A 17,184-nucleotide genomic window follows, 5' to 3' on the forward strand; every position below is an offset into this window, starting at 1 on the left:
GAAGATCCTCGACTCGGTACTGAAGAACCTGCCCCAGACCACCGGCACGAAGAACTCCCCTGTCGATCAGGACACGCTGACCAAGCTGGTCACGGAGTCCACGTCCGACCTGGTCGAGAAGCTCACCGGCGGCAAGCACTCCCCGAGCAAGGCTGAGCTGGACCGGCTCGTGTCCCGGATCAGCACGGACCCGGAGCTTCGTAAGAAGCTGACCGGAGAGAAGAACCTTGACGTCGTCACGAGGCTGACCGACAGGAAGCAGCTCAACGAGCTGGTCTCGAAGGTCACCGACGACAGGACACCGCGCGCGGCGAAGGACAAGGCCATCGGGCAGGCTCTGAAGCTGGTCGACTCCAGGCTCGTCGCCGCGGACAAGAACACGCGTAAGACACTGTCCGGCGTGGTGGACTCGACCACCAGGCTGGTCACCCGGCTCGGCGGGGAGAAGGCGGGCAAGCAGGTCCACGACACGCTGTCGAAGATCGCTGACACGGTGCGCGGTGCGTTGGACGCGGCGCGTAAGGCCGCCGCGAAGACCGCGCTGGGCAAGCTGGGGCTGCTGCCGAGCAAGGGTGACGGCTCCAGCCTGGACGAGGGTTCGGGCGGCAAGCTCACCGGTTCGAAGGACCTCACCGGGACCGGCAAGACCGGCGACGGTGGCTGCATCAGTGCCACGGGCTGCACGGACAGCAAGGGCAGGATCTCCGGTAAGGACGTGACCGGTCTGGGTTCCCGCGATCCCCCGGGCCTGCTGGACGACTCCGACAACGACGGCTACAACACCTCAGGTGACTCCGAGAAGGACACCGACGAGGTCCTCAACGGCAAGATCAAGATCAAGCAGAGCTCGGACAAGCTGGCTCAGGAGAAGCGGCTCGTCGCCACGGGCAAGCTGAGCAAGAAGACCTACGACCAGCACGCCAAGACCCACGCCCAGCTGGTCAAGTCGGTGGGTGAGAAGTCGAAGGGGCTCTCCACAGAGGGCAACAAGCTCATCGACGACGTCGTCACCGGTCAGGGCAAGGTCGAGTCGGGCAAGAAGTACCTGCAGCAGCAGCGCAAGCTCGTTGCGGCGGGGAAGATGTCGACCCAGACCTACAAGAACAACGTCGCTGCCTACAACAGGTACAAGGCCACCGTCGAGACGCAGACCGAGCAGCTGGCCGCCGCGACCGGACACGACCAGAACGTGCGGGTCGACACCGGGGAGAACGGCGCAGGCGCCTCCTGTGGTTCCTCCGGGGCGTTCACCTCGTGCAGCTCATCAGCGGTCGACACCAAGACCGGTGACAGCACCGCGCATTCCTGCTCCGGTCTGTCCGGAGTGTCCGGCTGCGCCACCACCTCGACCTCGGGTGCCTCGACCGCGTCCGGGTCATGCGGGGTGTCCGGTTGCGCCACCACCGCCGCGGTCGGGAAGCAGACCTCGTCCACCAAGTGCGGAGCCGGGAACTGCCTGACCGGTTCCACCGCGGACCCGAGCGGGTCGTCGACCACCTGCCAGGCCGTCAACGGGTGCTCCGCGACCAGCACGACCCCCGGTAAGCAGAGCGGCAAGAAGCTTCCGCCTGCCTCGCACGGTGACGCCAGCTGCACCCGCGACTGCGCGATCTCCACCAGCGCGGGCGCCGAGCGGGCCGGTGCCGACTGCCGGACGAGCAACGGCACCTGCGACACCCGGAGCACGGGCGCGCACAACGGCTCGGCCGCGAAGAGCGAGACCTCGCCCGCCGGCAGCGCGACCGGTCAGGCCGTCGCGGCCTCCCGCTGCGCGGCAAAGACCAGCGGTTGCACGACCTCGAGCAGCACTGGCACCACCGCCGACGAGGGGCTGTCGGACGGCAAGCCGGAAGCCAAGGCCACCGTCTCCTGCAGCGGCTGCACCGGCAACGCCACGACGACCACGAAGGCGTCGATCACCTCGGTCACCACCCCGGGCACGAAGCCGGCCGTGCGCACCACCGGCGGCGGCGACAGCTGCACCGTCACCTCCGGTGCCTGCACCTCCGAGTCCCGCTCCCGCACCGGGATGACCACCACCGACGCCGGCTTCGACCCGGCCATCGGCGCCACCGTCGCGGGCAAGACGACACTGACCGCCGGCAGCGACGCCCGCTCGACCATCGACTGCGCCAGCGCGGCCTGCACCGGATTCAGCAAGTCGGTCACCACCGGCTCGGCCGCCGGTGACGTCAACGGGGTCAAGGGCAGCAACGGCACCGCCGGCTGCGCCGCCCGAGGCGACGGCGGGTCCTGCACCTCCACCAGCAACACCGAGGTCACCGACCGCGCCGCGGACAGCCCGGAGAACCAGAACCTGCCGGTCGGGGTCAAGCCGGTCACCGGCCCGGTGGCGGTCTCGGCGGTCGACTCCCAGGTCCGCTGCACCGACTCCACCACCTGCGGCGGAACCGCGACCGCGTCGACCAGCGGCCTGGACACCACGGTCTCGCCGAAGTGGCGCGGAAGCTCCACCACAGCGGCCTGCACCGTCAACGGCGGCGGCTGCGAAGGCCGCGCCACCTCGCACGGCTCCACCGCCCCGGACCACGTCAAGACCGATGCCTCCGGCGCGCCGCTGAAGGGCCAGCCGCTGACCGGCCCGTCCAGCGCCTCGACCTCCACCGCGGGCCTGACCTGCAAGTCCGGTGGTTGCTCCGGCACCGTCAAGACCTCCTCTGCGGCGTTCGACGGCGCGGTCAGCGGGGGGAAGGCCCGCGTCTCCACCGGGTCGGCCTCGTGCACCGGCGGGAACTGCCAGATTGCCTCCACCTCGACCGCCTCCACCGGTTCCGGTGCGGCCCAGGACCTGGCCGGCGCCAAGGGCATCGACCCGCTGCGCCTGGTCGCCGGCCCGTCAGCCGCCTCTGCCTCCGGCGGTGTGCTCACCTGCGAAGGGCAGAGCAACTGCACCGGCAGCGTGACCTCCTCGGCGAACGGCCTCAACCCGGCCGTGTCGCCGAACGTGCGCGGCTCCACCAGCACCGGCAGCTGCACCGGGGTGTCGAACGGGGTGTGCCAGGCGGTCACCAACTCCGGTGCCTCCACCGGACCCGACGCCTCCAGCATCGCCCCGATGATGAAGATGCGTTCCACCGACAACGCCACCGTCACCGAGAAGCGCACCGGCGACGAGCAGAACGACCAGAGCCAGGGCGCCGACCCCGAGGGGCAGGACAAGAAGTCCACCCCGCCGGACCCCGTCGCTCCCGGTTCCAGCGCGGCCGGCGGCACGCCGACCGTCGCGGGCGCCTCCTCGTGGTCCTCCGCATCGGCCACCATCGACTGCAACGGCGGCGGCGCGAGCTGCACCGGCACCGCCAGCACCTCCGGCGCGGGCACCGACGGCCCCAACAACGTCACGGGCGGCACCGGCTCCCGAGGCCCCCCGCAGGGCACCGCCAAGACCTCCAGCAGCTGCACCGCGGGCGACTCCGCCTGTGCCGGCCGGTCCGACTCCAGCACCGGCAGCGGCCAGGTCGTCAAGGACATGCTCACCGAGCAGAAGACCAAGTCCGTCACCGACACCGCCAAGAACTACGACGCTCTCCAGAAGACCGCCGACGAACTGAGCGAGAAGGCCGCCCTGCCGGGCGCCGACGCCGAGGACGTCAAGGCCGCCACCGTCGCGAAGAAGGCGGCGGCCGAGGCGAAGAAGGCGGCCGACCAGGCCGCCAAGGACGCCAGGACGCCGGTCGCCAACCCGCCGGCCACGCTGACCCAGTCCAGCGCCGGCACCCAGTGCGCGAGCGCGGACTGCACCGCCAGGACCACCGGCGACACCACCGGGAACGCCGGCACCACGCACACCGAGGCCACCTGCTCCCCCGCCGCGAAGGGTTGCTCGGTCGGCTCGGACGCCACCGCCACCACCAGCACCGACTCCGGGCAGCCGAGCAGCAAGAAGAAGAACGCCAAGAACCTCCCCGGCATCTCCGGTACCGGTCAGACCGTGTCTCAGCTGAACTGCCCGGAGGCGGGGTGCACCGGGACGCTGCACGGCAAGTCCGCCGCCTCGGCCGGGCCGGCCGGGCACAAGGGCTCCAGCTCGGCCGTCGGCACCGCGGCGTGTGACGGCAGCGTCAAGTGCGCGGCGGCGATCAGCGCCGGTTCCAGCGTCTCGATCGCCGAGACAAGCGCGAAGTCCACGACGAAGACCGGCGTCACCGCCGCAACCGGGAAGCTGTTCGCCACCAGCAGCAGTGTGAACCTGAACTGTCTCACCGCCGGCTGCACCGGTTCGGTGAGTGGCAAGTCGTCGGGGATGGCCGGTCCGGGAGGGAACAAGGGCTCCAGCTCGGCAGCGGGTGGCGCGAAGTGCACCGGCGCCGCTCAGTGTGAAGTGGGGATCAGCGCGGGTTCCACCGTCGCGATCGCCACGACAACCACCAAGACGAAGACCAAGGCCGGCAGCAAGACAGAGATGGAGAGATTGTTCTCCGTCGGCAGCAACATCAACGTCAGCTGCTCCCTCGCCGGCTGCGGCGGCTGGGTGACCGGCAAGTCCTCGGCGAATGCGGGGCTGGGCAAACACATCGGCTACAGCTCTACCTCAAGCGGCGCGAAGTGCGGCCCGTCGGGCAAGTGCGAGATCGGCCTCGGTGTCGGCGCCAGTGTCGCGGTCACCACCGTGACCGCCAAGACCGCCACCGAGTCCACGTCCGGTCAGCAGTTCACCACCGGGAGCAACGCCGGTGTCAGCTGTGTGACCGTCGGCTGTACCGGTTGGGTGATCGGCAAGTCCTCCGCCACAGCGGGGCTGGTCGGGAAGAAGGGCCAGATCGTCGCCACCGGCAGCGGTAAGTGCACCGGGGTCGCTCAGTGTGAAGTGGCGATCGGTGCGGGCTCCAGCGTGTCGGTCACCAAGCCGACGGCCAAGTCCGGCCAGCAGTTCGCCAACAGCAGCAACGTCAGCCTGAACTGTGTCAGCGCCGGTTGTGTCGGCTGGTTGAGCGGGAAGACGAACGCGGCGGCTGGGAAGAGCACGCAGCGGAGCCGCAGCGTCGCCTCCGGTGCCACGCAGTGCACCGGAAAGTCCGCCAAGTGTGAGGCGACGGTTGCGGTCGGCTCGAGCGTGACCATCGCCGCGCAGGGCACCAAGAAGGACAAGCAGTTCGCCGCCACCGACAGCTTCGTCGGCGTGGCCTGCGACAACGGCAGCAAGGCCGGCTGCGCCATCCGAGGGTCGAGCGTCTCAGGTGGCATCGGTGCGGCCAAGGTCAAGGGCAAGTCCTCGGCGGCATGCGCGAAGAGCGGTGCCTGCCAGGCGGCGACCGGCGCGTTCGCCGCGAAGGACCTGATCGAGACCACCGCCAGCTGTGTCGGGACCGGATGCTCGATCCACACCGACGCCGCCGCGTACGCGAAGAACAAGCGCGGGATGAACAAGGCCGTCGGGCAGTCCGGCTGCACCGCGGGTAAGAACGGTCAGTGCGCCGGTTCCAGCCAGGCCGGGGCCAGCAAGCTCGGTGCGCAGGCCGGCGCGTCCTGCCTGGCGACCAAGGGTTCGGCATGCTCGTTCAGCTACCGGGCGGAGAGCCGGGCCAAGGCCTCCGGGGCGAAGGCGAACGCGGTCGGCTACCAGAAGGGCACCGTCGGCGGCGGCCAGGTAATGACCAGCGCGACGGCCGAGTCCAGCGGCAACACCGCGCAGGCCTCGGCGTCCTGCACCGGAACCGGCGGGGTGAAGTGCAGCTACCACTACGAGGCGACCCGGTCGGCTTCGGCGAAGGACAAGGCCAGCGGTTCCTGGGCCAAGGCATACGCACACGGTGTCGGCGGAGGCAAGAAGCAGGGCAGCGGCGGGGTGGCGGTGTCCGCCTCGGCGTTCGCCAAGGGCAACCATGCCGAGGCGTCCGCCACCTGCTCCGGTAATGCCGACTGCTCGAAGACCCACTACTCGGCCTACGCCCACGATTCCGCCGAGCAGGCCGTCCAGCCGACCCTGGACAAGGCCGGTGGTTACTCGAAGGCCAGCAAGTGGGGCAAGTGCAGCGGCAGCGGTAGTGGCGGCTGCGGGGTCACCGCCTATGCGATCCCCGGCGCCAAGTCCGGCGGCAAGGCCGAGTGCACCGGCAACTGCTCGAACTTCAGCCAGGGCGGATCGAGCCACTTCGTGGCGACAGTGCCGTCACTTCGCGCGCAGGCCGAGGCCGCCGGTCTGAAGCTCGACAAGGAAGGCCACGTACTGACCCAGAAGAAGCTCACCGGCGCCATCCACGGCGGTGAGGGCAGCTGTGACGCGACGAAGACCTGCAACCTGTCGGTCAGGGATCCCGGTGACAAGGGCAAGGCCACGTCGAAGACGTGCACCGCCCCCTGCACCCTGCCCGGGAAGAGCGGGCAGACGGTCAAGGTGGACGCCGACGGCACCGTGGGGGTGAAGAACCCGACCGAGGTCGGTGGCAAGAAGTACGACACCGCCACCGACCCGAAGGCCGCCGGGACCTACCGCAACGACAAGGGCGAGGGCAGCGCGTGGGTGGCTTCACAGGGCACCATCACCGACGGCTACAGCGGCAGCAAGGTCACCTTCAAGGGTGTGGGCAAGAACGGCGGCAAGAACTACGCCACGTTCGGGTCGAAGAACGGCACGACGTTCACCACCACCTGCGACGCCGGCTGCAAGGGTCTGCTGAGCAACGGCAAGAAGTCCGACACCTTCGACATCGGCGGCCCGACGGGCAAGCCCGGAACGAACGCGGTGCTGAAGGCCAGGGACAAGTTCGACAACCCGGCGCTGGCCAGCTGGAAGGGCGCCGGCACCTTCACGACCTTCGAGGGCATCAAGACCGTGGCCAACGGCGACGGGGTCACGACAACGTCCTCGGCGAACGGCCCGCTGCTGGCCAAGAGCATCGCCAAGATGAACACCACGGTCATCCAGACCCCCGGCGCCCACAGCGACGGCTTCTTCGCGGTGTACGGCCAGACCGGCTACATCCAGCTGGCCAACGGTAAGAAGATCGAGATCAAGGACAAGACGAAGAAGTTCTATCTCTCCGATCTCAGCAAGATCGCGGACCACTGCCCGAGTGGGGATTGCGAGCCGCCGCCGTCCAACCTGGGTGACCAGATCGTGGTGAAGACCGACACCAAGGGCAACCTCAAGACCTTCGACTGCCAGGGCGTGTGCGAGAAGACCAACCCCGCTAACTCCAAGATGACACTGGACGGTTGTGCCCAGGTCTGTACACCGTCGGCGACCCAGTCGACCGGTCAGCCGAAGCCGTCGGTCACGAGCTGCACCGCGAAGTGCCTGATGCACGAGCAGATGCCCGGCAACGGCGGTCTGACTCCCAACGGCAACTTCCAGGTCAAGATGCTCGAGGACGGCCAGGTCACCAACTTCACCGACCAGGGCGATGCGGCACTGTGCAAGGGCGCAGGCTGCCGGTTCACCCAGATCTACTCCGACGCCAAGGGCAACGGCGGCTCCCTGGTCTGCAACCCGAACGGCGGGACCTGCCTGGGCGACACCCTCGACACGAAGGGCACCAAGAACAAGAGCGATGACACGATCGACTCGCTGACCTGCCAGGGCAGCAGCCAGTGTGACCCGATGGTGCTGCTCTACCCGAACGACACCGACCGGCCGAAGTACGGCACCAACGACGGCTGGACCTGCGGCAAGGGCGCCGGGGCCAACGGCTGCGGCACCACCGACCTGGACAGCCACGTCGAAGGCCACGGCAAGGTGGACCCGAGCTCAATGCTCTGGATCGACCCGTCCTACAAGCGGCCGAGCACCGGCAACGCGACCGACAAGAAGCTGGCCGGCTATCTCGGCAAGTTCGTGGGTAAGGACGGCAAGCTGCCGCCGTGGGACAAGGCCACCTACGACAAGCAGAGTGCGAAGGACAAGGCCACCTACGACGCCGCGCTGCCCGAGCTGACCGATCTGCAGAAGGATGTCGCTTCGTCCCGCGCGGCCAACGCGGAGGCCGACTCGCGCGAGGACGTCAAGGCTGTGCTCCCGGCGAAGGGCGCTCTTCAGGCGGCGATCAACAAGATCGATAAGGCCAAGAAGAGCGGGACCTTCGATCCGAAGAAGCTGACGGACGAGGTCAAGCTGGTCGAGAAGTGGGCCCCGACGATCAACCGGTTGTCGCAGAACCGCGCGATCATCGACGCCCTCAAGCAGGCGGACACGCAGAAGCCCTTCATCGGCCCGAAGCAGCAGAAGATGGGCGCCTCCTCGAAGCTGCTGGCCGAGGTCGGGGCCGATTCGCTGCGCGAGGTCAACTGGGGGCTGCAGAAGGGCCTTGCTGTCGACAACAAGCTCAATCCGCTCGCCCCGACCGATGCATCGGGTAAGCCGGTCACGCTGACCGCTGACCAGAGGGCGCAGGCGGACGCCACGCGCCTGGCCAAACTCAGCATGATCGGCCAGACCGAGCAGTACAACAGGCTGCTGCCCGGCGCCCTCGACGCGCAGGCGAGCTTCCTCAAGGAGAAGACGGCGTTCGAGAAGAGCAAGGCGGCGTTCGATGCGCTGCAGAAACAGCACAAGGCGACGCAGTCCGATGTGGACGCCTACAACGCCAAGGTGGGCGTCTACAACGCGAAGGTCAACGCCTACAACAGCAAGCTGGCGCCGCTCACCGCCATCGAGAACGGCATCAAGTCGACCAACAAGACCTTGGGCGCGCTGCCGAAGCTGCCGGGCACGACGGCGGGCTCGATGCACAAGTACGACATCGGGCTCATGGCGGGCTCGGGCAACGCCAAGGTCGCCGCCGACATGCGTGACTTCGACGCGTTGTCGACCCAGGCGAGCACACTCGCCAACGCACTGGCGAGCTCCAAGGATCCGGCACAGAAGAAGCTCGCGCCGACCGTCGGTTCGATCGCCAACCTGTCCGCGCTGACCTACGACACGCTGGCCAACGACCTCGCGTTCCGTGATCTGAACAGCGGGTTGATCGCGAACCCGGCGATCCCCGACACCGATGCCAACGCGCTACCGGGCGACGAGGTCGCCGACACCACGCACCAGATGCTGATCTCGATGCCCTCCACCGGAAAGACGGACATGGTGTCCGTGCTCAACTCGGCAATGAACGGTCCGGGATACCTGAACTACCCCGGCAAGCTGGGCGAGATCTTCAAGTCGATCAATGTCGGAGACCAGGGCACGCTGTCGCATTGGGCCTCGCAGATGACCGCCTCGGAGAAGGAGGGTCAGCTCTCCACGATCCAGAGCGTCAACGTGCAGCAGCAGACGGATCTGCTCAACCAGTTCAACGGCGACGACAAGAAGAAGACCGCCGAGGCGCTGGCCGCACTCGCCAAGGCGGCCGGCGACAACGGCAAGGTCGCGTCGATCCCGGTCTACCTGCAGGATCCCTACGACGACGGCACCGGCGCCTACGCATACGACTCGAAGAGCAACTACTCGCTCGACTCGAAGATGCTGCTGTTCCAGGTGACCAACGGCTCCACCACCGTCCTGGTCGACCAGACCGGCGGGGTTTACCAGAACTTCAAGGACTTCCAACAGCACAATGGGCTGCCGGACGACCAGAACCTCATGCTGCCGACGGATGTCATGGCCAAGCCGGGAAGCACTGGCAAGTTCGCCATCCAGGACGGGCACAAGGATCCGACCTGGAAGAAGGTCGGGAATGGCGTCGGCACCGGCTTGTTGCTCGGCGGGGCTGCTCTCTTGTTCGTCCCCTCCGGAGGCACGTCTGGCCTTGCGACCGGTCTGTTCGTCGGCAGTGGTATCGCCTACGCGGCGACGGCGGGCAAGGATCTCACGGTCAGGAAGGCCCACAACCAGAGCATTAGCTTCTCCGATCCCGCGGCGCGCAGCGACTGGCTGACCATCGCGGGCACCGGGCTGATCGGCACCGGCGGCGTGTTCAGGGGTGGTTCGGCTTTGCTCGGTAAGGGCGCCCTCAAGCTGGGGACCGCCGGTGCCCTCGGTGCGGTCAGCAAGAACGCACTCCCCTCGCTCGGCAAGATGACCGTCGGTTCCGTGGCGGCCACGGGGATGAAGGCGCTGGGCACCGGGGCGACCGTCCTGGGCAACGCTGCCTTCGTCGTCCAGGGCGCGGAGGGGCTCAAGACCGCCGTCGAGACCCTGGGCAACGTCAGCCCCGCAACGGACAAGGCCATCTGGAGCAACCTCGGAATCGGCCTCTTCGTCGGTGGAGCGGGCCTACACGCGATCAAGCAACACATCAAGAGCCAGGTCGCGGCCGACGGCGGCGCCAAGTTCGGAGGGATGACCTTCACCGGCAAGAAGCCCCGGTCTGACGCGATGCCGGACACGCCGACCGAGGGCATACCGCACCACGAGACGCTTCCGGATGTCCCCGCACCCGCTGGCCATGCGGAGAAGGCGAATTCCGCTGCCAAGGAAGACCCCGCGGGCACGACCGGGTCCGTCCACACCGCGGACCACGACGGTCCCACCTCAGAGGGGGTCGGACAGCCGCCGAAGGACGTCGACCCGTCGTCCGACTCACCATCGTCGAACCCGGCCGGTCACTCCACTGCCGTTGCTGAGGAACATCCGGCGGCGATCACGGGTGATGACCATGCGGTGAAGCCGGGTGAGCCGACCATCGGCGGGCCGCACCCGGCCGCGGCCGAGAAGGACACCGTTCCAGGCGGAGCGGCCGCCGCGGAGAAGACCGGCGCGGGCGTCGCCGACAGCCCGGGCATGCCAGACGTGCAGACCTCGACGGCAGCCGCCCAGGCGGCGGCCGGGCAGCAACCCGTCCAACAGAGTTCCACGGTCGCCGGGCAGACCCCGACCGGCCAGACTCCGGTCGCGCACACGCAGACCGGACCGATCCAGCAGGGCACGGTCCCGCGGTCCTCCGAGGCGATGGGCATCCAGCCGGCCGCGGGTGCCCAGCCGGCGGCCCCTGGCGACCCGACACATGCTCAGCCAGGTGCCCCGGGGCAGCCGAGCACCGGACTCCCACCGCTCGGTACCACCGCGCAAGCCGGCCCGGCCGGTCAGACCGGCCCGATCGCACAGCCCGGTTCGGTCGCCCAGACCGGCGGCGTCGCTCCGACCCCGCACGGCACCGAGGCGGTACCCGGGGAGACCTCGACGACCGGTTTCTCAGCATCGGGCCAGTCGGGTTCGTCGGATGCATCCGGTACCGGTACCAACGGCGGACACCCCAGCGCGACCAGCGCGGGAGCCGGGTCGGTGAAGCAGCCGACCGGTAGTGCGAGTACCGGTCACTCCGGTGACGCACCACAAGAGCCCAGCGCGCCGGATCAGCCCTCGACACCCGGTCAGCAGCCACCGGCCCTGCCGCCACAGTCCTCCTCCAACCAGGCGAACGCCACTCGCGGAGAGCCCGGTGGGGACAAGAACTCCGGCGGTACCCCCGGCGGCGACGGCGGTCCCGGCGGCCATGCCGACCCCGACGGCACCGCGTTGACCACCAGCGGTTCGAAACAACGTCCTCTCGACCACTCCAAGCACGACTCCGGTACAGACCCACCGGGCACCGCGAGCATCCCCCATACGCCGGAGAACGCCCCGGCGACCGGCGACCCTGCCCAGGGCGCCCACGGCACCGGCTCGACCAAGAGCCCCGCCGCTGACGGAACCGACCTGCCCGCCCACGACTCGACCGGCCACGACTCGACCGGCCATGACTCGATCAAGGAGCACACCCAGGCAGCACCCGAATCCACGCAGTTCCCCGATGAGTCCGGCACGCAGCTGGACGCCCACCAGGGCAGCAACACCGGACACCCGGCTGGGCTCGGCGACGAGCCGAACGCCGATACACCCGACGGCACAGCGCCGAAGGGCGACACCGCCGGAGCGGCCCCCGAGGCCGAGCCCTCCGGTACCACCAAGCACACCGGCGACGGTGCCGCGACGGACGAGACCGGGACGAGCACGGAAACCTCCGCGCCCGACGCCTCGACCATGACCGTCAAGGACGCGAAGAAGAAGCTCAAGGACGCCAAGAACAACGTCAAGAAGCTCGAGAAGAAGCTCGTCTGGCTGCCCAAGGACGCCAAGAAGGCCGCTGCTCTGCCCAAGGACCACGAGAAGTCCGTCGCCCTGCGGAAGGAGCTGGCAGACGCCAAGCTCGCGGTGCGCCACGCCGAGAACGATCTGATCGTCGCCAGGACGCCACCTGCGGCGAAGGCGAAGGTGGCGGAAACGCTCACGCTGCAGAACCGGTTGCGCGATGAGCGGGAGGCCGGCTCCGACGAGCTGCTGACACAGCTGTCGAACAAGGACCCCAAGGACCTCACCGACGCCCAGAACTACGCGCTGGCCGGTGAGCTGAACGCTCGCCACGCACTCAACGCGGACGGTTCACCCGCCGAGGAGACGCCGTGGAAAGAACAGGTCCAGGCCGCGCTGCAGCTGGACTCCGGTGTCGTCGTCGAGATGAGCACCGGCGGCGGCAAGACCCTGATCCTGCGGCTGGCCGCGATCGTGAAGGCCCGCACCAGCGGCGAGAAGGTCCTGGTCATCACGCACAACTCCACCCTGGCCAAGGAGGGCGCCGCGCAGGCGGTGCCGGTGGCGGAGAAGCTCGGCGTGAAGGTGGCCTACCGGGGCCCGGAGGCGGAGGGCGACCCGGTCAAGCTCTACCAGGACGCCGACGTCATCTACGTCTCGATCGGTGACGTCATCCCGGACTGGCAGCGCGCCCTGGAGAACGAGGGTGGATCGGGGCTACCCAAGTTCCACCTGTACCTCGACGAGATCGACATGATCCTCATCGACGAGGGCCGTACCGCCTACCGGCGGGGCACGCCAGGCGCGATCTCCTCGGCCGAGGAACAGCTCCTGTACGACGTCTCGAAGCTGGCCGACCAGCTGATGCCGGGCACGGACTTCACGATCAAGTCGGGCAAGGTCCGGATCACGGCCAAGCAGACTCGCGCGCTCGAGAAGAGGCTCGGGCTGGCCACCATGGACAAGCTGCTGGTCGACAACCTGAAGAAGCAGGTGCAACAGCGGGTCGAAGGCCGCGAGCACTTCACGGACGGCGACGAGGTCGTGGTCGTCAACCCACAGACCGGTCGGGCGAACCGGAAGCAACGCTATGAGGGCGACGTGCATTCACGGGCCGAGGCCGACTCCGGGGTGATCATCAAGGCCCCGCTGACGACCACGTCCACGAAGACGGTGAAGCAGTTCGTGGACGCGCAGCGTTCCCTGCGCGGCGTCACCGGTACGGCCAAGGCTTCGGAGAAGCTGTTCCGCGAGATCTTCAAGCTCGACGTGGTCCAGGTTCCGGCCCACGAGGTGAAGAAGCTGACGGTGCTGCCCCGTGAGCTGTTCCTCAGCCGCGACGCGAAGTTCGCCGAGGTCGCCGAGCAGATCGCCAAGGCTCATCAAGAGGGGAACCTGCGGCCCACGCTGCTGCTGGTGCTGGACATCAGGAGCTCGGAGAAGCTCGCCGCGCTGATCGCCGGCAAGGAGGCAGGCGGCAAGAACATCGAGGTGCACGTCGTCAACGCCCAGACGAAGCGGGAGCTGCACGAGGCTGCGGTGAAGGCCAAGGCCGGTGGCAAGGGTGCGGTGACGGTGGCGACCGCGATGTTCGCCAGGGGCACCGACATCAAGCTCGGCGCCGGTGATCAGGCCGCGCTCGCCGAACTCATCGACCTGGGCGGCATGCAGGTCAAGGTGCTGAACATGTTCGACTCCAGGCGCGGGCTGCAGCAGGCCTTCGGGCGTGCCGCCCGCGAAGGTCAGCCCGGTGACGGGCAGGAGATGCTCTCGCTGGACGACAGGGTGCTCCTCGCACACCTCAGCTCCGTCGAACAGCTGCTGCTGAAGAAGTTCGTCGAGAACGGTGGCGACCGGGCTCTGGTACAGGCGAACAAACTGGTCGATGCTGCTCAGAACCGGGCAGAGAAGTTCGTCGGGACGCAGCTCAAGAAGACCTTCAGGGGCAAGCTGACCCCCGCTCGGGTCGTCGACCACGTCTCGGACAAGGTCTCGACGGTCGCGGAGCAGTTCGCGGGCAAGCTCCCGGCACACGACAGCAGGGGCGTGACCCACGGAGTCAAGCAGACCGCGAAGGCGGCCGCGTCGGCGCGAGCGGCCAACACCCGGATGCTCGCCGCGATCGAGAATCTCAAGGCGCATGGTGGGCTCGGTGCCGGCCCGGTCACCGGCGGCCTCGCGGGCGCCTGCCTCGACCTGTGTGCCGCACAACTGCAGCTGACCGAGGCCCACGCCGCCTACCACAGCCTGCTCGACCAGAACCGGACCCTCGCCCCGAGCACCGCCACCGCCGGTCAGACCAGCGGCATGGCAAGCCCAGTGACCACGGGTGCCGCGACACCGGCCCCCACGACAGCGGGTGCCCAGACACCGAACACCGAAACCGTCGCCGAGGCCCCGACTGGGCCCCCAGCCGTCACCACCCCAGGATCGGGGAACTCCGGTGTGGGGATTTCGGGCCCGGCCGCGCCGCACAGCGCTGACGCCGCGACGGTGCATCTGGACCAGTCGAGCGTGGAACAGGTCCGGGAGCAGGTACGGGCCGGGGACCTGGACGGCGCCATGGCGACGCTGAACCGGATAGTCTCGGACACCGCGAAGGTGCAGCTGCTGCACCCGGGCGCCTGGGGTGGCGTCGGCTGGACGCTGAGCGAGGCGCGCTTCGGGCTCGCGGTGCTGTACCGCGAGGCGCTGGTCAAGGACAACAACGGCGCGACGACCCCAGCGCTCGCCGCGAACGCCACGTTCGACCGTCTCGCCGCGCTGTTGGCCACCCTGCCGACCGAACTCGCCGACCAGGTCCGCTCGGAACGGACCCAGCGCAACCAGCAGCACCGGGAAGCGCTGGAGCTGGCCGCGAACGCCTACCTGCAGGCTGCCTCGCTGGCACGGACGCTGGACACGGACCCGGTCGAGCTGGCCCGCACGATCGCGGTGGCCCGGCAGCTGCTCGCCGCGGCGGACGGCACCGAGGCAGGCACCGAGGCCGTCGAGGCTGCCATCGAAGCGGCCACCGGCCTGCGGGTGGCCGGGTTGACCCACGTCGAGCTGTCCGTGCTGATCAGGTACGTCGGCGGTGCGACGCTGGCGCGGATCGCCGACGAGCTGCACGTCGATGGCGCAACGGTCAGCGACATCCTCCGGTCCGCCATCGTCCAGCTCGCCGACCCGGCGCACGGCCGGGGTGTTCTCACCGAACAAGACCTGCGCACCCAGATCACCGAATCGCTCGACCTGAACGCACCGGGCGCATGGCGGAAGGTCCTGCGGCGCCTGACCGAACTCACTGCCGGAGTTACTCCGGTCGAACGTGAGCTGTTCGTCCGAAGCGAGGACTGGATCGAGCAGCTGCTCGACCAGCTGCCCGCCGACCAGCGCGACGTGCTGTACCAGGAGCTGGTGGCCGCCGGGATCACCTCGATCAACCAGCTGGCCGACGCGCACACCGACGATCTCCTCGCCACGGGGCTCACCCTGAAACAGATTCGCACGCTGCGCGAGCCGCTGCCGTTCTTCACCGACCTGCCGGAGCCGCTCACGCCGGTCGCCGCCGAACGTCGAGCGCGCGCTGAGCTGGCGGCCCGCGACGACTGGGGTGACCGGGAGCTGGCGAACGCGCTGTCGCTGGCGGTCGGGCGTCCGCTGCCGGCACCGGACGCGCCGATCACCGCCGAGCTGCTGGACAGGCTCAGGGCGATGGCCGGGCTGAACCTGCTCACCAAGGATCAGGCGGCGCTCGGAACGCGGTTGGACGCGCTGGCCGACTTCGATGACAGCGTCTACTTCGGTGTGCTCGTCGCGTTCGCCGGTGTCGGACCTGCTGGGCTGAGGGGCGCAGGACCGCAGGCCAGGCTTGGCGCGCTGTACTTGCTGAACGCCCGGGTCACCGCGTGGCACGGCGCCCCGGCAGCAGCGGACGCGGCGGTCAACCCCGGTGCTGTGGGGCGGCCGACGTCGCGGCGGCTCGCCTCCGTGGCGATCGGGCTGTGGGCAGTGTCGCTGCAGGTCAGCGAGCAGACGGCTCGGTCGCTGCACAGCGTGCTCGCCTGGTTGCGTCATGCCGGCGTTGAGCTGACCGACTGGACCGGCTGGGAGCTGACCGCGGACTCCCCGGTGGTGGTGGTGCGGCAGGTGCAGGTCTCCAGCGTCAACGGCCGGCCGATCACCGCGCCGATCGTCATCCGGACCGAGCGACCGACCGTGGTCGTGGACGGTGAGGTCATCGAGCCGGGCCAGGTCGTGGTCGGAATACCGAACGCGGACGGCGCAGTGTTGACGCTGCGCATCGCGGCGCGCGATCAAGGTATCGCCAGGTCTGACGACAACGAGCATCTCGACCCCGTCCGATCCTTGGCGGTGGCCCGGGAGCGCCTGGCGACGCTGTTGGGGCACCTGAACGGGGAGCACAGCTCGCGCGAGGTTCCGGCCCAGGTGCAGCGCCTCGACCGGATCGCCGTCTCGCTGAACACCCCGGCGCCGAACCGCGCCGAGTCCGCTACTGCACTTCCCGCCTTGGAGCGACCGGCACCCAGCGTCATCGCCTCGATCGCCATCGAGCTGTGGTCGGCGTCGTTCGGGACCAGCAAGTACACGGCCGGCAGGCTGGGCGAGGTCCTCGCCTGGTTGCGCCAAGCCGGTGTGGAGCTCAGCGACGGGACCGGGTGGACACCCGATGCCTCGATGCGGGTGGTCCGTGAGGAGCCGGTATCGCACATCAACGGCATCGCCCTCACCGAGGACATGAGGCCGATCGTGATCGAGACCGTGCGGCCGAGGGTGGTCGTGGACGGTGAGGTCATCGAGCCGGGCCAGGTCGTGGTCGGGGTCCCGGATGCCGCCGGCACGCAGGTACGGCTGTCCGTCGCCGGACATTTCGAGGGTGTCCCGGCGGACTCCGAGGGCAGGCACCGCGACCCCGCGCAGTCGCTGACCGTGGCCCGCGAGCGCCTCGCCACGCTGCTCGGGTACCTGACCTGGAAGGACAGCTCACGCGAGGACCCGGCCGCGATGGCGCGCCTGCGCCGGATCGCCGCCGAGCTGAAGATCCCCGCCCCGGCTCCCCCGGCTACGACCAACGACGCGGCCGAGAACAACGACGCGCCCGGGAACGGCGACGCGCCCGGGAACGGCGACGCGGCCAAGACCGACGAGACGGCCGGAAAGAGCACCGACGGCCGCGACACCGCGGGCGGCGCCGCCACCGGCGAGAACCGTGGCGGTGGCGG

General features: G+C 69.0%; 1 protein-coding gene (only partly in view). It reads left to right on the forward strand.

Going from position 1 to position 17,184, the window contains the following annotated elements; translation table 11 throughout:
• The first annotated feature begins 169 nt into the window (after positions 1 to 169).
• Positions 170 to 17,184, forward strand: partial view of an MFS transporter gene (locus tag G406_RS46865; RefSeq protein WP_037076671.1) — the 5' portion only. 46,495 nt of this gene lie beyond the right edge of the window; the window shows 17,015 of its 63,510 coding nt (coding positions 1-17,015); the start codon lies at positions 170 to 172; the stop codon falls past the right edge of the window.

Source organism: Actinospineispora spinosispora DSM 44797 (assembly GCF_000429025.1).
Taxonomy (GTDB): domain Bacteria; phylum Actinomycetota; class Actinomycetes; order Mycobacteriales; family Pseudonocardiaceae; genus Pseudonocardia; species Pseudonocardia spinosispora.